This window comes from Arcticibacter sp. MXS-1, assembly GCF_041902385.1.
In the GTDB taxonomy this organism is placed as follows: Bacteria; Bacteroidota; Bacteroidia; order Sphingobacteriales; family Sphingobacteriaceae; genus Arcticibacter.
In genome coordinates this window covers 2,331,300-2,355,258 of sequence record NZ_CP169244.1, presented here as the reverse complement: position 1 = coordinate 2,355,258, position 23,959 = coordinate 2,331,300, and the positions used below count along the sequence as shown (strand labels likewise).

The window sequence follows — 23,959 nt, the reverse complement described above, 5'->3', positions numbered from 1 at the left end:
AGTCCGACTTCAGCCCGTCCTGAGCCCGTGTTTATGTAAAGAAAGTCGGACTCACCTCGGGGTCAGGTCGCCCTCACCATGCCCTCACCTCGAGTTAACTACCAGGCGCAGACGACTCAGGAACCGGGAGTTTGGGGCCTCGGTACAGCTTTAGCACCCGCTTTTATCAGGTTTAGGCTGTTTGTCTTAAAATAGTCCACATTTCCGCAGCCTTGCCTTCTTACGTGCGGCGCCCGCACAACTTGCTGAAGCAACCTTCCTCAGGGATCTTCCTATTAGTGGCCCCCTACTTATAAATAATTTGTTATTTTCGCATACTTAATCAGTGACTATGGAAGAATTTGAAAGCAGTGCTTCTTCTAAAAAGACCAAACAGGTTTACGTATCTACCGTCATCAGTATCGCACTCGTTCTGCTCATGATCGGGTTGCTTGGCTTGATGCTGGTGCATGCCAGAAACCTCTCCAACTATGTAAAGGAGAACATTGTTTTAAACATCATCGTTAACGACGGGGCGAAAGAAGTAGATGTGCTGGCCCTTCAAAAACAGCTGGATACGCACCCTTACGTACTCCGGACACAATATGTCAGTAAGGAGATTGCCGCCCGAAACCTGCAAAAGGACCTTGGTGAGGACTTCGTACAGTTTTTGGGATACAATCCGCTGCTCTCGTCGATCGACGTCTACATGAAAGCCGACTATGCAAATAACAACAGTATTAAGGCCTTCAGCAGTCAGCTAACAAAGAATCCGCTGGTAAAGGAGGTGATCTACCAGAAATCGCTGATTGACATGGTCAATCAGAACATTCAGGTAATTGGCCTGGTGATCCTTGCATTTGCAGGAGTGCTGCTTGTGATTGCAGTTGCTCTGATTAATAATACCATCCGCCTTGCCATTTACTCGCAGCGTTTCCTCATCAAGAGCATGCAGTTAGTAGGCGCTACTAAAGGCTTTATCCGAAGACCTTTTATCGGGTACGGGATTGTTCATGGTTTCCTTGGCGGCCTGATCGCCATCATTTTACTTCTGCTCACGCTTTATCTGGCACAGCAGCAGATCCCTGAACTGGTCATTTTACGAAACTGGTTCGAATTCGGAGCGGTGTTCGTGGCTGTGATCGTGATCGGTATCCTGATCTCCGGACTGAGCACCTATTTTGCAGTCAGCAAGTACTTACGGTTAAAAATTTACAACCTCTACAGATAATGGCAAAAAGACAAATTTCAGAAAATACAGAAAGCAAACACGTGCACTTTATTTTCGACAAAAGCCACTACCAGCTTATGCTTCTCAGCATTGCCGTAGTGGTCCTGGGCTTTGCGCTCATGTCGGGAACTACCGATATTTACGATTTCAGGAAGACGGTTCTGGCCCCCATTGTAGTAATAATTGGCTTTGTCATCGGCTTTTTTGCAATCCTGAAGAAACGTAAATAACTTATTGAATGAACATTTTTCAAGTAATTATCCTCGCAATCATTGAGGGGCTGACCGAGTTTTTGCCCGTTTCATCTACCGGGCATATGATCATTGGTTCTTCGCTGATGGGGATCCAGTCGAACGAATTTGTGAAGCTTTTCACAGTTGTAATTCAGCTCGGCACCATTCTTTCGGTGGTTGTTCTCTACTTCAAACGTTTTTTCCAGAGTTTTGACTTCTATTTTAAGCTCCTGGTAGCATTTATTCCTGCCATCGTGTTTGGAGTGCTGCTCAGCGATACGATCGACGAGCTATTGGAGAGTCCGCTCGCAGTGGCTATTTCACTGGTGCTTGGCGGGATCATCCTTTTGTATGCCGACAAGTGGTTCAACAAACCCGAAGTTGAGACGACCGAAGAGATGAGCTACGGGACCGCGTTTAAGATCGGACTGTTCCAATGCCTGGCGATGATCCCCGGTGTATCACGTTCGGGCGCTTCTATTGTAGGCGGGATGAGCCAGAAGCTGTCGAGAAAGGCAGCTGCTGAGTTCTCTTTCTTTCTGGCGGTACCCACTATGCTTGGGGCGACGGTGAAAAAGATCTACGATTTTTACAAGCATGGCTATAAGTTCAGCGGCGACGAGCTAAACCTTCTGCTTTTAGGCAACGTAATAGGTTTTATCGTGGCTATTATTGCCATCAAGTCCTTCATCGGCTACGTAACCAAACACGGCTTCCGGGCATTTGGATGGTACCGGATAGTTGTTGGAGGGATTATATTAATTTTGCTACTGGCGGGAAAAGACCTGCAGATTGTGTAATGGATCAAGAAGTAAAGAAGAGAGAGTTTCCCGAATTTAACTTTCCGGATGGAGAGCTGTTGCTTGTTAACAAGCCTTATCGCTGGACAAGCTTTGACGTGGTGAGCAAAATACGAAATGCCTTTAAGCCCCTGAAACTAAAAGTAGGGCACGCCGGCACGTTAGACCCGCTGGCGACCGGACTTCTCATCATCTGCACGGGCAAGCTTACGAAAAAGATTGACGAGTTTCAGGCTCAGGAAAAAGAATACACGGGTACCATGGTTGTGGGCTCTACCACTCCGTCTTACGACCTGGAAACGGAAGTGGATGCCACATACGAGACTTCGCATCTCAGTGAAGAGATGATACTAGAAGCGTGTAAGCCCTTTATCGGCGACATTTCTCAATTTCCCCCGCCGCATTCGGCTGTTAAAGTAGAAGGCGAGCGTCTGTATCACAAAGCCCGCCGCGGAGAAGCGGTCGAGCTAAGGCCCCGCGCCATCACCATTTCTGCTTTTGAGATAACACGCATTGCATTGCCGGAGATCGAGTTCAGGGTAGTGTGCAGCAAAGGAACATACATCCGTTCGCTCGTTCACGACTTTGGAAAATCGCTGAACTGCGGTGCGTATTTATCGCGCCTGAGAAGAACGCGCAGCGGAGAGTTCAGGTGTGACCATGCATATGAGGTGATGGAACTGGTGAGACACATCAGGGAACTGAAGGAGAAAGAATCAACAAATATGATAGCTGAGTAATTTTGCTGCAGCAAAATGAAAGTTTACAGACACATCGACGATTTTCAGAAACCGGAGCGCACGGTGGTAACTATTGGCACTTTTGACGGGGTGCACATCGGGCATCGTAAAATTATTTCGCGGCTGGTGGAGGACGCCAAAAAGATGGATGCAGAAAGTGTGATCCTTACTTTCTTCCCGCATCCTCGAATGATCCTTCACCCGGAGGACGAAAGCCTGAAGCTGATTAACACGATCCAGGAAAAAACTGAACTTATGGAAAGCCTGGGGGTTGACCATCTGATCATCACTCCTTTTACCCGCGACTTTTCTAACCTGTCTCCTGAAGACTATATACAGCATATCCTGATTGATAAGATCGGGATCAGGAAAATTATCATCGGCTACGACCATCGTTTCGGGAAAGACCGGGGTGGTGATTTTGCGTTGCTTGAAAAATACGCCGCCGTGTGCCATTACGAAATTGAAGAAATTCCGGAGCAGGACCTGAATGACGTAGCAGTGAGTTCCACGAAAGTACGCGAGGCACTGCTGCGCGGGGATGTAAAAACGGCGGCAGACTTTCTTGGCTATCCCTTTCAGTTGCGGGGCATGGTGATCAAGGGCGATCAGATAGGCCGGACCATCGGCTTCCCCACGGCCAATCTGCTTGTGGAGGAACGATACAAGCTGATCCCTTCCGACGGCATCTACGCGGTAGAAATAGCATACAAAGGCACCGAACAGCCCTTGCGGGGGATGGCATACATTGGAAACAGACCTACCATCAATGGGATGACCAGGAATATTGAGGTCAACATTTTTGACTTCGACACCGAGATCTACGGCGAGACGCTTCGGCTTCATTTTCTGGAATTTATCAGAAGTGACATGAAATTCTCGTCGCTTGAGGAGCTGCAGCAGCAGATTGCCCGGGATCAGGACGCTGTACTCGACTACTTTAATTAAACGGCAGCCGTTTATCCAGCCGGAAGAGTCGTTCCTTACAGTTCCCCTGTCCTGGCTGGCATTCTTCTCGCCCCTTATTTCGAAAAATACACGTACCTGAACTGCTAAAAAGAAAGCGGAGTGAGCCGTAATAAACTATTATTGCCTATGGAATGTTATAAATTTGTTAAGGCCAGGCATCAGAAAGGTGATCGGGAAATAGAACAGGTGCGGCAGGCAGTATCTTTAAACGATTCAAATGAACAACAACTTTTACTCCGTTAACCAATGACAAAACTGAACCTCGATAAACAGGAGGCTGACTTTCTGGAACAAACCATTGCTCATTGGGAGGCAAATGGCCTGCTGAACCAGGAGACTGCAACCGAACTACGATCATCCTATGACGTAAAACAATTCGACTGGCGGCGGCTTGCCCAGTACTCCTTTTGGATTGCTCTGGCATGCGGTCTTATCGCCGTGGCTTCCCTGGTTATCGATGACGAGATCATCAGGCTACTTCAAAAGCTATACGACACGCCGGATATTGTGATCAGCATTCTCTCCGGAGCAATGGCCGCATGGTTTTACTACTACGGCCAAAAGCAGAAAACTAAATACCCCGAAAGAGTTTTCAGTAACGAAGCTACCCTGTTTGCCGGCGTCTTGTTTACTGCTATAAGTATCGCCTTCCTTGGCAAGGCGCTGGATAATGGGTCGGGGCACTTTTCCATTCTCTTTTTACTCTCTGTTTTTGTATATGGCGCACTGGCTTTCAAGTTTCAGTCTAAGCTGATCTGGGCATTTGCGCTCATCTCATTGGGCAGCTGGTTCGGCACAGAAACAGGCTACCAAACCAAATGGCAGGATTACTTTCTGGGCATGAACTACCCGCTTCGCTTCGTTTTATTTGGCGGACTTTTAACTGCCGTGGGCTTGTACCTGGAGAAGTCGAAAAAGATGGCGATGTTCAATACACTGACTTACATCATCGGTCTTTTCTATCTTTTTATCTCCTTGTGGCTGCTTTCTATCTTCGGAAATTTTGCCGACATTGAAGACTGGATACGGGTAAAACAAATTGACCTGATATTCTGGGCGGCAATATCGGCGGCAGTAGCGCTTGGGTTTATGATGTATGGATTAAAACGAAAGGATGCTATCGCACGTGAATTTGGAATCACCTTCCTGCTTATCAACCTTTACACCCGATACTTTGAGTACCTCTGGGACATCACCGATAAAGCGATCTTCTTTGCCATCCTGGCCATATCCTTCTGGATGATCGGAAGAAAGGCTGAAAAGATCTGGAACCTCCGGGTGTAGCACACGGGTGTTTGATTAGTTGAAGATCATCCGGCCTACCTGGATAAGGGCCAGGGTAAAAAAGATGACTGCAATACTCCGGTTGATGAGCCTGGCACTTAAAGAAAAGCGTTCCTGGATGTAGCGGGCAAAGCGCGCGAAAAGCATCAGGCAGGAGAATGCTCCCACGCCGGCTCCAACCGAGAACAGCTCTACTCCAAGTCCGTCCGTGGTAATCCATCCCTGGGAAATAAGATAAGTCCCGGCAATCATCCAGAACGGAATCTGCATGGGATTAAAAATCCCGAGCAGAATACCGTAGCGCACACTGTCGCTTGCTTTGTACTCTACTTTTCTGGGATGTGTGGACGTAAACCAGCTGCTTGCTCCCATTATTAGAAAGATCACAATGAGCAGATAGTCAAGTATCAGCCACCACGACTTGTGCTGAGCGAACCACTCTGCAAAACGCATTAGAATGTACGTAATGAGTATGTCCATCAGGGCGAACGTCAGGACAAAATAGAAGGCTTGCCGCAGCCCGCGGTTAATGGAGATCTGAACTGTGGTAAGATTTATATTCCCTAAAGGAATGTATCCGGCAAAGTTGATCACAATGGCGACAAGGAACGTGAGGAGCAACATGCTATTTGCCGGAGAAGTGATTACTATACCGAAGTCGCCGGCACCTGATTAATCAACAGAGAATAGTCGATTTTCACGCCGCCTGCCACAAGCATATCGTGAACCGAGCAATACTTCTTCACGGCAAGCTCAGCGGCCTTTTCAGCCTTGGCCAGGTCAATATTTCCTTTGAGATTGAAAGTAAGATGGATATGGGTAAAGACAGCCGGGACCGCATCAGCACGTTCCCCTTCAACAGAAACTGATATATCTTCTATTTCCTGCCTCTGCTTCTTCAGGATCTGAATAAGATCAAATGAGCTGCAGGATCCGAGCGCCATCAGCACAAGTTCCATAGGGCGCACCCCTAACGCCTGGCCACCAATCTCCGGAGAACCATCAATATGAACTTTTACCGGGGAGGATGCAGCGGATGCAGCAAAATGTACAGCGTCGTTAGCTCTGTTTAATTCTATCTTCATCTTACTTTGAGTTATCTAAAGCTTGTTTTACGTCATGGATGATATCTTCGGCGTCTTCCAGCCCCACAGAAATGCGAATCGACCCAGGGAAAATACCAAGGGCGTTACGCTCATCCTCACTCAGCTTTGAGTGTGTAGTTGAACTTGGATGGGTAGCTATCGAGCGGGAGTCGCCCAGATTGGAGGTTATCAAAACCATTTGCAGCGCGTCAAGGAATTTCCTTGCTCGTTCGAAACCGCCCTTCACAACAAAGGTAACAATGCCGCCCCCCTGCTTCATCTGCTTTTTAGCAAGCTCGTATTGGGGGTGGGAAGGCAGGTGCGGATATCGTACTACCTCAACTTCGGGGTGCTGCTCGAGCATTTGGGCCAGGGTCAGCGCAGAGCTGCAATGCCTGTCCATCCGAATGGTTAAGGTCTCAAGGCTCTTGGAAATCACCCAGGCATTAAAAGCTGACATGGCCGGGCCAGTATGACGGATGAAGAACATCAGCTCCTTAATCAGATCTGCCCGTCCCGCAACAATGCCGCCTAATACTCTTCCCTGTCCATCCATGTACTTGGTGGCAGAATGACAGACCAGGTCGATGCCATATTGAATAGGCTTCTGCAAGTAAGGGGTGGCGAAGCAATTATCCACGTTCAGGATAAGATGAGGATATTTCTTTTTAAGCTGCCCAAGCCACTCCAGATTCACTAATTCCAGACCCGGGTTTGAGGGCGTTTCAAGGAAGATCATTTTTGTCTCAGGCCTTATTGCAGCTTCCCACTCGTCAGGTTTCAGCGCATCAACATAGGTATACGTGATCCCCCATCTGGGGAACAGCTGATTGAGCAGCTGATGCGTCGAACCAAATACAGAACGGCATGCTATGATATGATCACCGCTTCTGAGCAGTCCGGCCAGCGAAGCAAATACAGCGGCCATACCTGAAGAAAATGCTAAACCTGCTTCCGCTCCCTCCAAATCGCAGACTTTGTTGATAAGTTCTGTTGTGTTCGGATTAGAGTAGCGGGAATAGACATTTCCCTCCTCTTCTTCGGCAAAAATTGCTCTGCCCTGCTCAGCACTGTCAAAAATAAAGCTGGAAGTAAGATATAAGGGCACAGAGTGCTCACGATACTGGCTTCTTTCAGCCTGATTTCTTATGAGTCTGGATTGTTCGTTCATCGATATTGTAGCAGAGAAAGATCGCCTCATCATGTCAAAGGCTCAGTCCCTGTCCTCATTTTAGTTAAGAATACGCTAATATACCTTTCAGGCCCCTATTTGCCTAAATATTTTTAAGATAAGACATTCCCCTGATGGGGATGGCGCAGGTTATTTTATGAAGTTAAGCAGAAAGGAGCCTATGCTTTTCATGCTGACCAGGATCACGATGACGCCTACAGCTACCATGATCGACTTGGCTGATATTTTGTTTGCAACCCGGGCCGCAATTGGAGATGCAATTGCACTGCCCAATACCAGACCGCTGATGGCCTCCCAATGCAGTCCCTTTAACACAGTTACAAAGGTCAGCGAACTCATGAAGGCTACAAAAAAGCGCGACGCCTTTACAGCTCCCAGAGAAAAACGGGCATGCCTGCCGCCTGCTATGAGTGAAGACAGAACGATAGAGCCCCATCCTCCTCCGCCAACTGCGTCAATAAAGCCGCCAAAAAGGCCCAGTCCCCGTATATTGGTAATCTTCTTTGTTTCTCTTTCCTTCTTTGAGGCGATGTGAAAGGCCTTCCTTAAGATCACACAGCCGAGAATCAAAGTATAAACGGAGACCAGGGGCTTTGTGTATTTGCTGTAGTGCTCAAGAGAAGACAGGATATATGCGCCAGTCATGGCACCGATAATTCCGGGGATCAGGAGCATCTTAAACAGCTTCATGTTTACATTGCCCATCCGGTAGTGCATAAGGCCGGCAATGCCGTTGCTCAGGATTTCCGAAAGATGCACCGCCGTGCTTGCTGATGCGGGCGGGATACCCATGGAGAGGCTAAAGGTAGTAGAAGTAACGCCGTATGACATGCCGATGGCTCCGTCGATCATGGCGAAGACAAAACCAGCTAAGAGGAAATAATAAAATACATGCGGGATCTCTTCGAACCTTTCTTTGAAAGACGGCACGTAAAACCATAGCAGAACAAAGGCGACCGCTATAATAATGAGGGAAAAGAGCCAAAATGTCCACTTTTGTTTTGCTGACTGCCTGGGCGGCTCTTCGGTGGAAAGTATGCTTTCCTCAAGCTCCTCGTCCTTATAAGTTACTGCCATGAAATGATGTACTAGCCTTCAAATTTATTTTCAAAGAAAGCAAATATACAATGTATACAAAACTAGTAGAGTATTATTTCAAAAAACTCATACCACAGAGCGGGCGGAGGGAGCCGCCTCCCTTTGCCATGGCCCAGTTGCCGTGATAAGCGTTACATGTTCATGGTCTGTTTAAGGAACTTGCCAGTATAAGAAGTCTCAACCCGGACCAAATCCTCGGGCAGCCCTTCGAATACTAATTGCCCTCCCTTATCGCCCCCCTCGGGACCGATATCGATGATCCAGTCTGCGCACTTGATCACGTCCATATTATGCTCGATCACGATGATGGTGTTCCCCTGATCGAGCAGGGCATTAAAGGACTTTAACAGCTTCTTAATATCGTGAAAATGCAGCCCCGTAGTAGGCTCATCAAAGACGAACAAGGTTTTGTGACTATTATTTCCCCGGATGAGGAATGAAGCTAGTTTAATCCGCTGAGCCTCTCCCCCGGAAAGCGTATTAGAAGACTGGCCAAGCTGCACGTATCCAAGGCCAACGTCAGCCAGAGGCTGGATCTTGGAAAGTATCTTCGGTTCGTCCTGAAAGAACGCGAGGGCCTCGTCTACCGTAAGCTTGAGGACGTCAGAGACGTTCTTCTCTTTATACTCCACGTCGAGGACATGCTGTTTAAATCGCTTGCCTCCGCAGGCTTCGCAGGGCAGGAAAATATCCGCCATGAATTGCATTTCAATCTTGACTTCGCCCTCTCCCTGGCAAACGTCGCATCTTCCGCCTTCTACGTTAAAGGAGAACGCGGCCGGCTTTAATCCCGCTGCCTTGGCCGATGCCTGCGAAGCATATAGGTTCCTGATATCATCCCAGGCCTTCACGTATGTGACAGGATTAGAGCGCGACGATCTGCCGATAGGATTCTGATCAACCAGTTCAACCTGCTCGATCTGGTCGGTGCTCCCCTCTATACTGTCATAAGCGCCTGTCTGTTCTCCGGAGTAGTTGCCGATGGCCTTCTGAAGCGCCGGTTGAAGAATGCGCTTCACCAGGGAAGTCTTGCCCGAGCCCGACACGCCGGTTACACAGGTAAGCACATTAAGCGGGAATTTCACGTCGATGTTTTTCAGGTTGTTCTCCCTAGCCCCCTGACTTCTATAAAGTCAGACCACTTACGTCTTGACGAAGGCACCTCAATTTCCTCTCTCCCGCTCAGATATTTGCCGGTGAGGCTATTCTCATCTTTAACGATCTGGCCATAGTCGCCGGCGAAGACTAACTGGCCGCCATGAGTCCCTGCAGCAGGACCAATGTCTATCAGATGGTCGGCAGATTTCATCATTTCCTCTTCATGTTCAACCACAAGTACGGTGTTGCCGGCATCGCGCAACGACTTCAGAACACCGATAAGCCGGTGAGTATCGCGAGGATGTAGACCAATGCTCGGCTCATCCAGAACGTAAACAGAGCCAACAAGCGAGCTGCCCAGGGAAGTGGCCAGATTGATACGCTGCGATTCACCTCCCGACAATGTATTGGAAAGCCGGTTAAGCGTGAGATATCCCAATCCCACATCATTCAGATATTTGATGCGGTTAGTGATCTCCGCCAGGAGGCGTTTCGAAATCTTTTGCTCATTTTCACTAAGCTTGAGAGATGAAAAGAAGGCCAGGGCCGCGTCTAAGGGCATCAGAACAATATCTGTAATGGATTTGCCCCCGACCTTAACATAAGAGGCGTCCTTGCGGAGGCGGCTCCCTCTGCATTCTGGGCAATTAGTCTTGCCCCTGTACCGGGACAGCATCACGCGGTACTGGATCTTGTAAGTCTGTGTTTCCAGCTCGGCAAAGAAATCATCGAGACCGCGAAACCACTTGTTTCCTGTCCAGAGCAGCTGCCGCTGTTCATCCGTCAGCTGGCTATACGACCGGTGAACCGGGAAGTCAAACTTCAGGGCATGCTTCAGCAGCTCGTCCAGCCAGGTGCGCATCTTCTCTCCACGCCAGGGGGCTATTGCTCCGTCGTAAACAGACTTGCTCTTATCAGGTACCACGAGATCTTCGTCAATACCAATCACCTTTCCATAGCCCTCACAACGCTTACACGCGCCATAGGGATTATTGAAACTAAAGAAGTTGGGACTAGGTTCCTCAAAGCGAATGCCATCCAGCTCAAACCTGTCGCAGAAGAAGTGCGTGGTGCCGTTCTCCTCCACCAGGCAGTCGCCGCGTCCTTCAAAGAACGCCGTTTGTACGGAGTCGGCGATACGGCTTAAAGTTTCCTCTTCTGTATTAACCGAAACGCGGTCTACCACGATCTTCACCTTAGAGTCGCCCTTCAGCTTCTGATCTTTTACAGACGCGTCGTTCAGCAGATCTTCTATCCTTGACAGGCTCTCCCCGAAGTATACTCTGGTAAAGCCTTTCTGCAACAGAACGGCAAGCTCTTCCTTCAGGGTACGGTTGTTATGAGGATGCAGGGGACAAAAAATAGTAGCCGTAGTATCAGCAGGCAGAGAGGCTATAAAACTAACAACGGAGCTTACAGAATCTTTTTTGACCTCCTTTCCTGACACAGGAGAAAACGTGCGTCCTATTCGGGAGAAAAGCAATTTTAGATAGTCGTATATCTCAGTGGAGGTACCGACTGTAGACCGCGGATTACTGGTGATGACCTTCTGCTCAATGGCGATTGCAGGTGCAATCCCCTTTATAAAGTCAACATCCGGTTTGTTCATCCGTCCCATGAACTGACGGGCATAGGACGACAAACTCTCAACATACCGCCGCTGTCCTTCCGCATACAGGGTATCAAAAGCGAGGGACGATTTTCCCGAACCAGACATTCCGGTTATTACCACCAGCTTGTTCTTGGGGATGGCAACATCGATATTCTTTAAGTTGTGAACGCGGGCGCCTTTTATTATGATATGTTTCTTTGGATCTTTCTCCGATTCTGTCATTTCTCTTCTTTAAGGTAAAAGTAGCAGGGCTGTTTCTCCGGCCGGAAATATTTTGGGGCCAAAGAGGTTAAACCTTACAACGTAGAAACTGTCTATATGTGCAAAGGTAAGGAAGGCAACCGAGAGATTATACACAGCAATGTTTTTCTTGCAGTTGGATTGTCTATCGAGCGTACTAATTGTTCCTAAGGGTCTCTTGAGATGGGTTCGCATGGTTAAAGGCAACGAAGACCATCCGGCCGGCTTTTACCAAAGGGTGTAAGTCCTGCCCGGATGTCCTTTCCCGGAACTTTCGGAAACCTGGCGGACACGTAAAGTAAAAATGATATTACTCTTAAAAAATGTTGTAACAGATACAGGAATTTAGTATATTTGATAATACGATTTAAGCACACACGCTATTATTAACCATACAGGAGAAATTATTTGAAGAAACCTCTACTTAATAATACTTTTTTTCAATAACAACTAAAGGGGAATTAAAAGAGAGGAGTCCTATGAAGCTTCAAGGGAAGAATGACCAGGAGTTGATACATTTGTATATCTCGGGTCAAGAGGCGGGTTTGGCAGAGTTAATAAGAAGACACAAATCCAAGATCTATACATCTATTTACATGCTGGTTAAAGACCAGTACCTGGCTGAAGACATCTTTCAGGATACCTTCATCAAGGTGATCAATACGTTGAAGACCGGCAAGTACAACGAGGAAGGAAAGTTCCTGCCCTGGGTATTGCGTATCGCTCACAACCTTGTGATTGACTATTACAGGAAGGATAAGCGAACGCCTGTTATCACGAGTGGTGACGGCTATGACATTTTCGACGTTCTTGGTCTTCATGATGAAAGCATTGAGGAGCGGATGGTGAGAGACCAAACGCATAAAGACCTGCGCAGGATGATCCAGCTCCTGCCTGCAGAGCAGAAAGAAGTGCTCATTATGCGCCACTATGGAGATCTCAGCTTTAAAGAAATAGCAGACATCACCCAGGTTAGCATTAATACAGCTTTAGGCAGAATGCGGTATGCGCTTAATAATTTGAGGAAAATGCTTCAAACTAAAGAGCTGAGTATCAAAGTGAGCTAGTTAAACAAAATTTTTAGTACAATGAAATAATATCATAAGCGGTGCCGTTCTAATTAGAAACAATAAGAAAAAGGCATTGCTTATGATACAATTTTCTACTCTCCCATCAGGCTTGTTTGCGGCAGAAGATCTCGATCTTGACTATTACAGTACCTTATCTCAGGAAGACGAAGCATTTTATAAAAGCCTTAAAAAAGATCTGGACAACCTGTCAAAGGAACCCCAGACCGACACTATTCAGAAACTTCTGAGTTACTCAGCAAAACTGTCGCGTAAGCAGCCAGAATAGCATCATAAGCACGGCGGTGGAAGACGGAAGCGGATACTGATATGTATCCAGCTATCGTTACCTTTGTATATGTTAAAAAAAGATCGATTCAAAGCATTCGTTGAGTACTTCTCGAAGCATCAGCCCGATGCAAAGACAGAACTGCATTATTCGAATCCCTATGAGTTACTGGTTGCGGTAATCCTGTCTGCACAATGCACCGATAAACGGATTAACCAGATCACTCCTGCCCTCTTTGAACGATTTCCAGATCCTTACATGCTGGCGGCAAGCACGCCCGAAGAAGTGTTCTCGTATATACGCACAGTAAGCTATCCGAACAATAAGGCCAAGCATCTGGTTGGGATGGCAAGGAAGCTCATTACGGAATTCAATGGGATAGTTCCTTCCTCTCTCGAAGACCTGCAAAAAATGCCAGGAGTAGGAAGAAAGACCGCAAACGTGATCGCCTCAGTTGTCTATCAGGCTCCTGCCATCGCAGTAGATACCCATGTGTTCAGAGTAGCGAACCGTCTCGGTCTTACTCAGAACGCCAGAACCCCACTCGCGGTTGAAAAGCAGCTCATGAAGTTTCTTCCAAAGGAAACCCTGGGGACGGCCCATCACTGGCTGATCCTGCATGGAAGATACATCTGCCTGGCGAGACGTCCAAAGTGCGAGATCTGTCCGATCAGCTGGTTCTGCAAATATTACGAAACCGCACAGAGAGCAAAAAAACGACAGGCTAAACTAAATAGCGGCAGCACCTCAGAAGAAAGGGAGGCATCAGAAATGCATCCATTTGATAGTTCAATATAATTTGCGATACTTGTATAAGAACCAAAAAGTTCGGGCAGACTAAACCAAATAAACAATTCTAATATTTTTAGCAATAAAATAATTTCCATATCTTTACAGCAAAACAGAACTAAATAAATGAGCAACGCAGATAAATTAAAAGCTTTACAGCTTACGCTTGATAAACTTGAAAAATCATATGGCAAGGGAACCATTATGAAATTGGGCGATACTGCAGTCGAGCCGATCGAAGCCATCTCTACCGGGTCCCTGGGTTTAGACATTGCCCTCGGTATAGGCGGCCTTCCCAAAGGCAGGATTATAGAAATCTACGGGCCAGAATCGTCGGGTAAAACAACGCTTGCCATCCACGCCATTGCAGAGGCCCAGAAAAAAGGCGGTATCGCCGCTTTTATCGATGCAGAACACGCCTTCGATAAATTCTATGCAAGCAAGCTTGGCGTCGATATTGAAAATTTACTCATCTCCCAGCCGGACAACGGAGAGCAGGCACTCGAAATTGCTGACAATCTGATTCGCTCGGGAGCTATAGATATTATTGTTATTGACTCAGTAGCGGCTCTTGTACCCAAAGGGGAAATCGAGGGGGAAATGGGCGACTCGAAGATGGGACTTCAGGCCCGCCTTATGTCGCAGGCGCTCAGGAAACTGACGGGCACCATATCAAAAACAGGATGCTGCTGCATCTTTATCAACCAGCTGCGTGATAAGATCGGTGTGATGTTTGGCAACCCGGAAACAACTACCGGGGGTAACGCCCTTAAATTCTATTCATCTGTAAGACTTGACGTGCGCAGAATTTCTCAGATCAAAGACACAGACGAGGTATCAGGAAACCGGGTAAAAGTGAAGATTGTTAAAAACAAAGTAGCACCTCCTTTCCGTGTTGCCGAGTTTGACATTATGTTCGGAGAAGGAATATCCAAGGCCGGAGAGATTATTGACCTCGGAGTAGACTATGAGATCATAAAGAAATCTGGTTCATGGTTTAGCTACGGCGACACCAAATTAGGTCAGGGCAGGGACGCCGTAAAGCAATTGCTACTTGACAACCCGGACCTGATGGAAGAACTCGAAGAACGCATAAAGACAGCGGTAACAGGCGAGCAAGAGTAATTATTTTTCCAGCTATAAAAAAGGGACGGTCTTTTAAATCAGAGACGTCCCTTTTTTTATTGTGCTATCACTGCGCTGCATGTAGCACAACCGGTATACTATTATAAAGACTTCTCCTAAAAGCTGACGGAGATTGGATCGCTATCCCAGAGCGTATTGAGAGAAACGCTAAAACCGCCTGTCGCAGAGGCGAAAACCTTCCCCGAAAGGACTGTCCTTTTATTCTTTACGCATTGAACGTTTTGAACCTTTACTTCCTTTATAACCGTCCCTGCGGAGTTATAGCAGATTATCTGAACGATCACATTGCCGGTGTCATTCAGCACAGTAGCTCCGAACGTGATATTAGTCCTCTCCTCCTCTGTCGATAGAACTTTCGAGAGGCGCTTCTCGGAGGGCACACCGGCAATAGTAAAGCTGCCGGTAGAAAAGAGGAGGTTAGCATAATCATTCTGGATCGCAAAATCCACCTTAGCGACATTAGAGGGAAGTGTCTCCTTAAGCGCAACCTCCACGTACCCTACAACTCGGTCGAGCACGAGGCTCTGGGAAATATCTTTGCTTCCAACTGTGAGCGTTATCTTTTTGAAAAATATATCGTCGTCAATCGCCGTACTAAAAAGTCGGGCGGTGCTCAGAGTGGTCGTGGCCCCAAAAGAAAGGTCGTACTTGGAGGCAACAAAAACAACGGTGTAATCTCCCGCAGGCACATTGTCACTAATGAGACCGAACGATGGAGACGTGTCGGTCTGCTTGATAGTACGAACAAATTTCCCGTCGGATCCAAAGATGAAGTAACTAAGGTAATGTACATAGTCCTTTAAGGCAGATGGAGGGTCGGTTGACAGGCTGCCGGTTTGCTTGTAATCTACGACCGTCTGGGACAGGCCTGCCAAGTTGAAATTAATTGAAAAGGTTTTAGATTGATCAGCCTTGGGACCAGGGGTACTTTTGCTGCACCCACAAAGAAATAAGGCTACGGCGAATAAGGTTAATATTGTTCCTTTCATAGCGAAAAGCGTTAGTTTTCGCCAAATATAATAACTTTTTCAACAAAGGAAATAAAAATAACTCAATACGCGTTTTCCTCGCCCTTCACGACGTTAATTACCGTCATGAAAATTATTTTCACATCAAGCATAGAACTCCAGTTCTCCATGTACCAGATGTCATGCTCAACTCGCTTCTCCATGAGTTTTGGATCCTCGGTCTCACCCCGGTAACCATTGACCTGGGCCCAACCGCTTATTCCCGGTTTAAGAAACTGACGAACCATATATTTATCGATTATGGCGCTGTACTGCTCAGTGTGCTTTAACATGTGCGGACGCGGACCGATCACACTCATATTACCAATAAGCACATTAAAAAACTGAGGGAGCTCGTCCAAGCTGGTTTTACGAAGGAATTTGCCTATTGGGGTAATACGATTATCGTTCTTTGTCGCCTGCCTTTTGTCACTATCGTTATTCATGCGCATGCTCCGGAACTTGTAACACCAGAAAGGTTCGTTATTCCGTCCGCTCCTTAACTGCTTAAAAAAGATTGGCCCAGGACTTTGAAGCTTAATAATGACCGCGATAATGGGCACCAGCCAGCTTAGGACAAATAAGACCACCAGTGAGCTAAACACAACATCAAAGGCGCGTTTCTTAAACCGGTTCTGAATATTCTCCAGGGGTTCCTTTCTCAGACTGATGACGGGAAACTCTCCCAGGTAGCTTATGGTAAACGGAGCTGCAAGAGAGCCGCTCAGGTCGGGAACAAACTTAAGTCTAACACATTGCTTCTCTGCTTCCTCCAAAAGATATTTGGCTTCAGGCATACGTTCGGGAGTCAAAGAAACATAGACATCTTTAATACCCCTGCTAGCTGCCCTTGCTATTTCCTTACAGGCAGAAGGAACCAAAGATCCGCTTCCGTCTACGTACATCGTTTCATCTTCAGGCAGGAAGCCTTCGAACTTGAAGTTCTGGCTCTTTTCGAGGAAACCAGCTAGACGCAGCCCGGTATTATTCTTCCCCAAAACGGCAACGGGCCTGCTAACATTAAAGTGCCGGAAGAGCATGAACTCGATCACCGTCCCCAAAAAACGACTCAAAAGTAAAGAAAGCGCGATAGTTCCGTACATGCCAAGAACGAAACTTCTGGGCACATGATCGCTATTAGAGAACAGAAGATAAAACGCAAAGAGAATGGCATGAAAAGCGGCGGTCTTCCAGGTCGCCCTATAAATATTGACAAGATGTTCAAGAGTTGCGTCACGGTACAAGCCGAGCAGACTGGATGAGAAAAACCAGATCAGGTTACTAACTATCAGGTAATTTTTATAAGGATGAGCTAAAATAGCACTGACCTGCCCAAAAAGACAGTAGTAGGCCAAAACAAAAGCAGCATTAACAAAAAGGACGTCGGTTACAAGCAAAACAATGCGTAACACGTACACATAGCGAGTCTGCATGAGCGTTAAGTTGAGCGTTAATTTTTTGAGCGTTATTTCATGCAATTATAACATTTTTCTTTGAAGAAAACGATTTTAATGAAATATTTTTAATTAAAATAAGTTTTTAATAAAATGTTAACAATTTAGCGCGACAAAAAAATGACCTTTCTCAGAAAATATTTACCCAATTTTCCCCGCGACTGATTACTGCGCGATAGCACAGGTTGCACACAAAGACAAAATGATACCGGTAAAGTGATTAAAAACAGCACTTTTCTAAAAAAACTTCCTCCGCAGCTAAATCGAAATCATGGCACGATATTTACTTATGCGACGGAACGCTTCGGGAATACGCAGCTCCTGTACCCAACAGTAGAGTGGCATTAATAATCAAAGCAGCGCGACGAGCAAGGCTCTTATTGTAAATTCAGCTTGTTTAGCACGTGGGAAAAAGCCGCGTAGGCAGAGCGAAGGAGATCTGGATTAGTGACCGCTTCATCAAGACGTAGTTCCAGGAAGGGTACAGAATCGGGGTTATCCTGAAGCGCATACCTCACGATACCAAAGGAACAGTCAGGAAGTTGTTGAAGGATAGACCTGCAAGCGACATCTTCAAACAGAGCACGACATTTAGAGGGATCGTTCGTTTTTACAATAAACCTTTCATCAAACTCAGGGTATCCTAGCTTGACGTCCTGCATGCCGAAAAACTTACCGATTTCATCCACGAAGGACTGCTGATGGATGGCAAAACGAAAGTCGCCCCCCATAAACAAGAAAGACGAGAAAGAAGTATAGCCGTAGCCGCCTTCAAATCCACCTCCCGGGTCAATTTCTATGTCTAAAAGCACTCTCATCTCGTCTTGCTGCAGTGTCGCATGATACTCCAGCAAGTCAGGGATAGCAGATAGATCTGCTGTAAGCTTCAACCACAAAGATTCTTCATCTGGAGCTGAAATCAATTTTTCCTCGGGCATGATCAGATTTGTTTATTTTGAAAACAAACGAATAAGACCAATAATGGTTTTCCCCGGGGGAGAACTGGGGCGAACCTTTAAACACAGGTCCGCCCGTACAGTCTAGACGAAAGCTGCACCCTTCTCTGCAGGCTCTGCAACGTCGAGCTCGAATACAGCAAGGCCCTTTGAAAGATTGCAGTAGATGGTGCCTAAGAGGTTTATCCGTCCCGAGGCGTTTATTGCCTCGATGAGAACCGATTCACGGAGCGAATCCTCCGCCTTTGACTTGATCCGTTCAAGGAGCAAAGGCTCGTCTTTAATGGTAAAGTCGCCAGGCTTTACATTAAACCGGTCTAGAACGGCGTTAAAACTTGAACTCTTGAGCAATAATTCTTTTAATGGCATAAATCCTCCTTCTGTCTTTTAACAGCTTAAATTGATTAATAAGATTCTTCGGCGCAAAAAACCGAAAGGCAGAACCTGCAGATTGGCAATATAAGCAGGAGAAAACTTCCGGACCAGGTTTTAAGGACTTAGGCGAGAAGTTACGTCGCAATTATATAGTATTCTCTGAACATTACCTAGTACTCTAATCAATTTAATAGCAATTATTTAAAGACAAAGTAATTTTATCTTTTCATTAAAAAACTAAAGAAAAACGGCCACCGAATTGCAAAGATAGAAACGCCTTTAACCCTCGAATTTAAGGCGTTTAAAGCAGGTCAGAAATCGTCTTCTTCTTCGGGGTCAGGTTCAGCCCGCATAAGCTCTTCGTATATCCATATATAAAGGAAGGCAATTAATAATATTAATGCTGTCATGTCTTTCGTTTTGTAGGTAGATAAATAAGTAGATGAAACAACAACGACAGTAATAATACAAATATTGCACCAGAAGATCAAGTTAGCCGGCCATAACGCAGAAACCGTATTACGGTCTCAGAAGAATACAAGGTGGTTATCCCCTGCGGAGAAATTTAAACATCCATTACTGAACTATCTACCCTGTATATAGAAGCGGTGATCGCATTGACGACAATGGTATCTCTTTAGAGACATCCAGAAAAGGATCTTGTCAACCAGCTTTCCATTTGCTATACGATGATTCGTATATGACTTGCATTTAGGACACCTGTGCATTGGGCTAACGTTAGAGCGGACAGTGCCAAGTGGGGCTCCCAATTTTAATCCATCAGTAGGTATAGTATTCATAGCATAAGTGGTTTGATTTAAGAGTCCGTACACAAAACCCACCACACTAACAATCATATAAAAGTACTGTTTTTTATAAGGAAATTTTAATAATTATTCTAAATAGGAATCTTTTTTTCAAGATCTATCTCTTCAAAATGATAAATATTCAACAGCAAATAAGCTAGCCTTTTTTATAATGTGAAGCCTGAAAATTCTGAAATTCACATTTTTATTACCAGGAATAGACATCAGCCCGGCAGCCTTAATCTGTGTTTGCAAGAACCACCTCTCTACCCGCCGATAGAGTAGCAGACCACTCGTACAGCCTATCTCAGCAAGTATAAAACGCCAGAACACTTCGGCTTTGACTTCTTAAAGTAACCTGACGATCCCTGCCACTCTCTACCGTCGTTAAATGTGGCAGAAATAAGCCACATATACGCTCCCTGAGGGGCAGGGCCTCCAAACATCGTACCGTCCCAGCCTTCAATCGGCCTGCCGTCTTCGCTGAGCTTGTCTGTCTCCCAGATCGGCTGATCCCACTTGTTAAATATTCTCAATTTCCACTTAGCAATGCCGTGCCCTTTTACCATAAATTGTCTTAATTCGGCGACAGAGCTACCCGGTTTAAAGGCATTTGGAACATAAAGCGTGTCGCGCTCGGCAACCGGCGGCGGAGACACAACAATTTTCTTAACTGTTAAAACAGCTTCATTTGAATAAATGACAGAGCATCCATTAGTCACTTTTGCCCGATACCTGTAGCCATTAGAAGTGAACGGGACTGAAGGCATAGAAAAAGCGAGACCACCACCTCCAGCGAGATCGACCCAGCTGCCGTTTCCAGTATCTACTTGCCATTGGACGCTTGCATTTCCTCCCTTCACTTCAGTTACAAAAGAAGCATTATCTCCCTCAAACACTTCAACAGAAGCGGGATGCTTCTCAATTGAAAGAAAGTCCGTAGTAACGATCACGTGGTAGGTGTAAGTGCAACCTCCGGGGTAGAGTCCCCGCGCTAAGTATGGGCCAGGTTCGGAAAGAGCAGTGATAGGCTGAGTAAAATGTGTGTCATTCAAGGCGTAAAGTGCGGCCCCGTCGGGTAAAATCACAGGCATATTCTTACAGAGAATGTTCAGTGGCAGGTCATTTATAACTTCAGGGGCACAGGGCTCCCATTGAATAACGAGAGGGGCAGAAGAGCCAGAACATCCATCTAAAGATGAGGGCGGCGAGGATGAAATAATCTTTGAATCCGAACTATTCACATTACCCGAATAACTCAGCCATCCGAATTTAGATATTGGTGCAGGGCCGCAGTACAACAGCTTGCAATTCTCGGTCGCTTTCATTTTATAGCGAATTTTCAACTCCTGCGAAGCAAGAATTTCCCCTCCTCTTAAAGCATCAGCTTTAAGTCCCAAACGAAGTACGAGCTTTCTTTCACTCTCAATGTACTCTCCAACGTCTCCATCCTTCTCATCAGTAACCTTCAACCATGTGCCATCAGGAGAAAGGACCTCCAAAGATCCCTTGACGAAAGACATCAGAGAGGGAATTGTGTCTGTGAAAACAGTGCGTGTACTGTAGTCCTTTCCGGTATTCTTGACACTATACGTCATCTCAATCACATCGCCTACCGTTACCGTACTCTTTGAACTCGTTAGGTTGACGTAATCATGAGTAAATTGTATCAGCGGGTTATAAATATCTATTGCAGAGGTCAGTACTCCAACATACACCCCTTCGTTGTTACTGACCACTGTTATTGTAGCGTCATGAGAGTTATTAGAGAGGTATTGATACGTTTCGTTATTTGCTGTTATAATGCTGGCATCATAACCCAGGGTATTGTTAAACGCGGGATTACGCGTGGCTACAACCTGGCCACGGTCTGAAATAGAGCTGTTAAAGGTGTTGTCCTGCTCATGGGTCTGGTCGAAAACAGGCTGACCATTAACGGCAAGGTAATCACCCTTACGTCCCCGGTCCCCATCATAGGCGACAAAACCAAAATCAACGGAAACTGGTCCGACAGGAGGTGTAGAAAAGCCTGAGACACTAACCTGCTTCATGTTCTTCTCAACATATACTTCGCCATCAAAGACTGAAAGATCACGTTGCGGCTTCAGGTTATTTTTATATGCGATAACGATGGTCCAGCCCGCGAACTTATCGCTCATCCCCTGGTCGGCAACAATATTTGCCACGGTGTAAGTACCATTGAAAGAAGGAGCGGACTTAACTAAAGCGGTAATGTCTTTAAAATGCTGACTCAACCACGCCTCATCCTCACTGATATCTATATATTCTGAACTTCCGGGCAGTTTAAGTTTAACGATCCCCCTTCGCGAGTAGTGGGGGTTCGAGTTAGACGCACTCCCTCCCCAGTACAAACCAGCAAAAGTAATTGTTGAGCAATCTGGCAAATTGAGATCAGCGGAACTTGAGCTGAATGTCTCAGGAGAAGAGTCTATGTCAATATATTTAGACTTGTAACCAGTTGTATTATTCTCGCTCAACCCGGAAGGCGGGAGCTCAGCAACACTTTGGGGTGTACGTCCGTCGTAGTCAAGAATAGAGTTAGAGACAAAAACGATATCCCCCTTTTGCTCTGAATGATACCGGAGTTTAAAGGGCATCGCTACTTGGGAATATGATCGACCGCAGACAAGAAAAAGACACCCCAGCAACAGCGGGCAAAAAAAACGTGCAGCGAGACGAAAGCTATATAAACGGAGCATTAAGTATAACAGATAAATAAACGTTTATCCTCTTATACGAAAGTGCCAAGCATAGGTTCTTGAAATAAGAAGAAAAAAATCTCCATCTTTACAGCGAAAAAAAGCTTTACGCAAACATTTTTTCCGCAAGTTTTATATCTGTTTATTTAACTTGCTATTTTATTTCTTCCGTTATATTCAAGATCAATGAATAAATTTACCATACTGGCATTGCTTGTCTTAGTATCTGTAGGAATCACTGCAACTGCCCAACCAATCTACCAGCCCTATTCTTTTTATAGCTACGACATGCTAACGAGCCGCCTGTATGGCTCCGACAATAAATCTCATACGGCAATGAAGCCATATGCAACAGGAGATAGTATTATTAGTGCCCCTGCATTTTCGCAGCGACATCCTGACACCCTGAACAGGGATTGGGCTAGTAGATTTTATGGCCGGCATCAGGCCGAATTCGAAAGAGGAAAGGCATCACTATATACTGACCTTTTGCCCAACTTTGTCATGGCGAGAGACACAAAGAACAAGCAAGATGTGTGGCTTACGTCTATGGGGCTACAAGCAGGAGGAACAATCAGTAACAAAGTCTCCTTCCAAACCAGTATTTTCTTTAACAAAGCAAGGTTCGCTCCTTACTATCGTCGATATATTTCCAGAACCGCAGTAATACCGGGTCAGCACAAGCAGGTGACTTTACTCGACGGCCAATCTCCTGCTGAAAACACATGGACATACTTTACAGGCAGCGTATCGTATACTCCCGTGAAGTATGTCAGCATACATACGGGATACGACAAGAACTTTATTGGGGATGGATACCGATCTTTATTGCTCAGCGATTTTGCCTCCCCTCACCCGTTCCTTCGTTTAACAGGGACGCTCGGCGACGTCCAATATACCGCAATGTGGAATGCATTAGAGGATCCTTCGGCTCCCCGATTCGAAAAGGCGGTCAGGAAGAAAGGGGCCGTTATTCACTACCTGGACTGGAATATTACAAAGAAGCTTTCTGTCGGTTTTTTTGATGCAGTAGTATGGGCAACAGCGGATAGCTTAGGTAACAAGAGGGGTTTTGATTGGGGATATGCAAGTCCTATCATATTCTTAAGGCCCGTTGAGTCCGACGGCGGCTCCCCTGATAACGCGGTAATGGGTTTTACTGCAAAGTATAAATTATTTGATAAGATGGCGCTTTATGGCCAGTTTGCGCTGGACGAGTTCCAGTCAAAGAGCTTTTTCTCATCTGACGGAAGTTCTACGAACAAATGGGGCGTACAACTAGGCGTCAGGGGAGCCGATCCCTTCAAGATATCCGGTGTTAATTATTTGTTCGAATTCAACACCGTCCGGCCGTATACCTTCAGCGAAAGAGTTTCGGTAGTCAATTACGCCCACTACAACGAACCGCTGGGACATCCTTACGGCGCCAATTTCCGCGAACTACTTGGCATCTTAAGCTACCGGCTCAGACGAATCGAGCTCAGCACCCAACTTCTATACTCGAGATATGGCCTGGATGAAAACGGGCTGAATTATGGCAAAGACATCTTTAAAAAATATACCCAGCCAGCTCGAAGTAAGGGGAATTATATTGCGCAGGGCTTAGGCACCGATCTCTATTACACCGACACCAAAGTGGCATACCTGTTAAACGCCCCATACAATCTACGTCTGGAGGCTGGTGTGGTGACCAGGAACGAAAGAAACCGACAAGAAAAGAACGTGGCAACTATCTTTACTCTAGGCCTCCGCAGTTCGTTCCAAAAGCTTTACCAGGACTTCTAATTCA

General features: G+C 46.2%; 20 protein-coding genes and 1 pseudogene. 11 read left to right on the top strand and 10 right to left on the bottom strand.

Annotation, left to right across the window (positions count from 1 at the left end; genetic code table 11):
• Positions 1–331: 331 nt before the first annotated feature.
• The 6 genes from ACES2C_RS10190 (at position 332) to ACES2C_RS10165 (ending at position 5,236) form a co-directional block, all read left to right on the top strand.
• Entirely contained in the window at positions 332–1,210 is an 879-nt protein-coding gene (locus ACES2C_RS10190) for a cell division protein FtsX (protein WP_374166832.1), read from the top strand.
• Positions 1,210–1,440: a DUF3098 domain-containing protein gene (locus ACES2C_RS10185; protein WP_374166831.1), complete on the top strand. Its 231-nt coding sequence runs from the start codon at positions 1,210–1,212 to the stop codon at positions 1,438–1,440. Before ACES2C_RS10190 ends, ACES2C_RS10185 begins: the two co-directional genes overlap by 1 nt.
• An 8-nt stretch (positions 1,441–1,448) precedes the next feature.
• Positions 1,449–2,243 (top strand): undecaprenyl-diphosphate phosphatase, encoded by a 795-nt coding sequence (locus ACES2C_RS10180; RefSeq protein WP_374166830.1) that lies wholly within the window; start codon positions 1,449–1,451, stop codon positions 2,241–2,243.
• Positions 2,243–2,983, top strand: coding sequence for a tRNA pseudouridine(55) synthase TruB (gene truB, locus ACES2C_RS10175; protein WP_374166829.1), 741 nt, complete (start codon positions 2,243–2,245; stop codon positions 2,981–2,983). The genes ACES2C_RS10180 and truB overlap by 1 nt, the downstream gene beginning before the upstream one ends.
• 15 nt (positions 2,984–2,998) lie before the next feature.
• On the top strand, positions 2,999–3,931 hold the full coding sequence (locus ACES2C_RS10170; RefSeq protein ID WP_374166828.1) for a bifunctional riboflavin kinase/FAD synthetase: 933 nt from the start codon (positions 2,999–3,001) through the stop codon (positions 3,929–3,931).
• 267 nt (positions 3,932–4,198) lie between these two features.
• On the top strand, positions 4,199–5,236 hold the full coding sequence (locus tag ACES2C_RS10165; RefSeq protein WP_374166827.1) for a DUF2157 domain-containing protein: 1,038 nt from the start codon (positions 4,199–4,201) through the stop codon (positions 5,234–5,236).
• A 15-nt stretch (positions 5,237–5,251) separates the two neighbouring features.
• Here the strand turns inward: ACES2C_RS10165 and ACES2C_RS10160 are convergent, their stop codons facing one another.
• The 5 genes and pseudogenes from ACES2C_RS10160 to uvrA all read right to left on the bottom strand — a co-directional run bounded on the left by ACES2C_RS10160 (position 5,252) and on the right by uvrA (position 11,543).
• Complete coding sequence (locus tag ACES2C_RS10160) at positions 5,252–5,860, bottom strand: LysE family transporter (protein ID WP_374166826.1); 609 nt, start codon at positions 5,858–5,860, stop codon at positions 5,252–5,254.
• 23 nt (positions 5,861–5,883) lie between these two features.
• Entirely contained in the window at positions 5,884–6,321 is a 438-nt protein-coding gene (locus ACES2C_RS10155) for an OsmC family protein (RefSeq protein ID WP_374166825.1), read from the bottom strand.
• A 1-nt stretch (position 6,322) separates the two neighbouring features.
• Complete coding sequence (locus tag ACES2C_RS10150) at positions 6,323–7,492, bottom strand: PLP-dependent aspartate aminotransferase family protein (protein WP_374166824.1); 1,170 nt, start codon at positions 7,490–7,492, stop codon at positions 6,323–6,325.
• Positions 7,493–7,642: 150 nt separating this feature from the next.
• Positions 7,643–8,590 (bottom strand): sulfite exporter TauE/SafE family protein, encoded by a 948-nt coding sequence (locus ACES2C_RS10145; protein WP_374166823.1) that lies wholly within the window; start codon positions 8,588–8,590, stop codon positions 7,643–7,645.
• A 152-nt stretch (positions 8,591–8,742) separates the two neighbouring features.
• Positions 8,743–11,543, bottom strand: a pseudogene (gene uvrA / locus ACES2C_RS10140) (excinuclease ABC subunit UvrA).
• Positions 11,544–12,040: 497 nt separating this feature from the next.
• On the opposite strand from uvrA, the gene ACES2C_RS10135 reads away from it, so the two are divergent.
• From ACES2C_RS10135 to recA, 4 genes are all read left to right on the top strand, one after another.
• Positions 12,041–12,628 carry an RNA polymerase sigma factor gene (locus tag ACES2C_RS10135; protein ID WP_374166822.1) on the top strand — a complete coding sequence of 196 codons (588 nt, stop codon included), beginning with the start codon at positions 12,041–12,043 and terminating at the stop codon, positions 12,626–12,628.
• Between the two features lie 82 nt (positions 12,629–12,710).
• Complete coding sequence (locus ACES2C_RS10130; protein ID WP_374166821.1) at positions 12,711–12,917, top strand: hypothetical protein; 207 nt, start codon at positions 12,711–12,713, stop codon at positions 12,915–12,917.
• A gap of 69 nt (positions 12,918–12,986) precedes the next feature.
• On the top strand, positions 12,987–13,715 hold the full coding sequence (gene nth / locus ACES2C_RS10125) for an endonuclease III (protein ID WP_374166820.1): 729 nt from the start codon (positions 12,987–12,989) through the stop codon (positions 13,713–13,715).
• Between the two features lie 117 nt (positions 13,716–13,832).
• Complete coding sequence (gene recA, locus ACES2C_RS10120; RefSeq protein ID WP_374166819.1) at positions 13,833–14,831, top strand: recombinase RecA; 999 nt, start codon at positions 13,833–13,835, stop codon at positions 14,829–14,831.
• A gap of 116 nt (positions 14,832–14,947) precedes the next feature.
• Here the strand turns inward: recA and ACES2C_RS10115 are convergent, their stop codons facing one another.
• The 5 genes from ACES2C_RS10115 to ACES2C_RS10095 form a co-directional block, all read right to left on the bottom strand.
• Positions 14,948–15,727, bottom strand: coding sequence for a FimB/Mfa2 family fimbrial subunit (locus ACES2C_RS10115; RefSeq protein ID WP_374166818.1), 780 nt, complete (start codon positions 15,725–15,727; stop codon positions 14,948–14,950).
• 176 nt (positions 15,728–15,903) lie between these two features.
• Complete coding sequence (locus tag ACES2C_RS10110) at positions 15,904–17,292, bottom strand: undecaprenyl-phosphate glucose phosphotransferase (RefSeq protein ID WP_374166817.1); 1,389 nt, start codon at positions 17,290–17,292, stop codon at positions 15,904–15,906.
• 398 nt (positions 17,293–17,690) lie between these two features.
• On the bottom strand, positions 17,691–18,251 hold the full coding sequence (locus ACES2C_RS10105; RefSeq protein ID WP_374166816.1) for a hypothetical protein: 561 nt from the start codon (positions 18,249–18,251) through the stop codon (positions 17,691–17,693).
• A 102-nt stretch (positions 18,252–18,353) separates the two neighbouring features.
• Positions 18,354–18,638 (bottom strand): hypothetical protein, encoded by a 285-nt coding sequence (locus ACES2C_RS10100; RefSeq protein WP_374166815.1) that lies wholly within the window; start codon positions 18,636–18,638, stop codon positions 18,354–18,356.
• 1,114 nt (positions 18,639–19,752) lie between these two features.
• A complete protein-coding gene (locus tag ACES2C_RS10095) occupies positions 19,753–22,068 on the bottom strand; it encodes a hypothetical protein (protein WP_374166814.1) in 2,316 nt (771 codons plus the stop codon).
• Positions 22,069–22,356: 288 nt separating this feature from the next.
• Here ACES2C_RS10095 and ACES2C_RS10090 point away from each other — a divergent pair, with 288 nt between their 5' ends.
• Complete coding sequence (locus ACES2C_RS10090; RefSeq protein ID WP_374166813.1) at positions 22,357–23,955, top strand: gliding motility protein RemB; 1,599 nt, start codon at positions 22,357–22,359, stop codon at positions 23,953–23,955.
• Positions 23,956–23,959 lie beyond the last annotated feature (4 nt).

Bases quoted from the DNA above. Each gene is read 5' to 3' on its own strand.
- ACES2C_RS10190 (WP_374166832.1), top strand. From the start codon at position 332: ATGGAAGAATTTGAAAGCAGTGCTTCTTCTAAAAAGACCAAACAGGTT.
- ACES2C_RS10185 (WP_374166831.1), top strand. From the start codon at position 1,210: ATGGCAAAAAGACAAATTTCAGAAAATACAGAAAGCAAACACGTGCAC.
- ACES2C_RS10180 (WP_374166830.1), top strand. From the start codon at position 1,449: ATGAACATTTTTCAAGTAATTATCCTCGCAATCATTGAGGGGCTGACC.
- truB (WP_374166829.1), top strand. From the start codon at position 2,243: ATGGATCAAGAAGTAAAGAAGAGAGAGTTTCCCGAATTTAACTTTCCG.
- ACES2C_RS10170 (WP_374166828.1), top strand. From the start codon at position 2,999: ATGAAAGTTTACAGACACATCGACGATTTTCAGAAACCGGAGCGCACG.
- ACES2C_RS10165 (WP_374166827.1), top strand. From the start codon at position 4,199: ATGACAAAACTGAACCTCGATAAACAGGAGGCTGACTTTCTGGAACAA.
- ACES2C_RS10160 (WP_374166826.1), bottom strand. From the start codon at position 5,860: ATGTTGCTCCTCACGTTCCTTGTCGCCATTGTGATCAACTTTGCCGGA.
- ACES2C_RS10155 (WP_374166825.1), bottom strand. From the start codon at position 6,321: ATGAAGATAGAATTAAACAGAGCTAACGACGCTGTACATTTTGCTGCA.
- ACES2C_RS10150 (WP_374166824.1), bottom strand. From the start codon at position 7,492: ATGAACGAACAATCCAGACTCATAAGAAATCAGGCTGAAAGAAGCCAG.
- ACES2C_RS10145 (WP_374166823.1), bottom strand. From the start codon at position 8,590: ATGGCAGTAACTTATAAGGACGAGGAGCTTGAGGAAAGCATACTTTCC.
- ACES2C_RS10135 (WP_374166822.1), top strand. From the start codon at position 12,041: ATGAAGCTTCAAGGGAAGAATGACCAGGAGTTGATACATTTGTATATC.
- ACES2C_RS10130 (WP_374166821.1), top strand. From the start codon at position 12,711: ATGATACAATTTTCTACTCTCCCATCAGGCTTGTTTGCGGCAGAAGAT.
- nth (WP_374166820.1), top strand. From the start codon at position 12,987: ATGTTAAAAAAAGATCGATTCAAAGCATTCGTTGAGTACTTCTCGAAG.
- recA (WP_374166819.1), top strand. From the start codon at position 13,833: ATGAGCAACGCAGATAAATTAAAAGCTTTACAGCTTACGCTTGATAAA.
- ACES2C_RS10110 (WP_374166817.1), bottom strand. From the start codon at position 17,292: ATGCAGACTCGCTATGTGTACGTGTTACGCATTGTTTTGCTTGTAACC.
- ACES2C_RS10105 (WP_374166816.1), bottom strand. From the start codon at position 18,251: ATGCCCGAGGAAAAATTGATTTCAGCTCCAGATGAAGAATCTTTGTGG.
- ACES2C_RS10100 (WP_374166815.1), bottom strand. From the start codon at position 18,638: ATGCCATTAAAAGAATTATTGCTCAAGAGTTCAAGTTTTAACGCCGTT.
- ACES2C_RS10095 (WP_374166814.1), bottom strand. From the start codon at position 22,068: ATGCCCTTTAAACTCCGGTATCATTCAGAGCAAAAGGGGGATATCGTT.
- ACES2C_RS10090 (WP_374166813.1), top strand. From the start codon at position 22,357: ATGAATAAATTTACCATACTGGCATTGCTTGTCTTAGTATCTGTAGGA.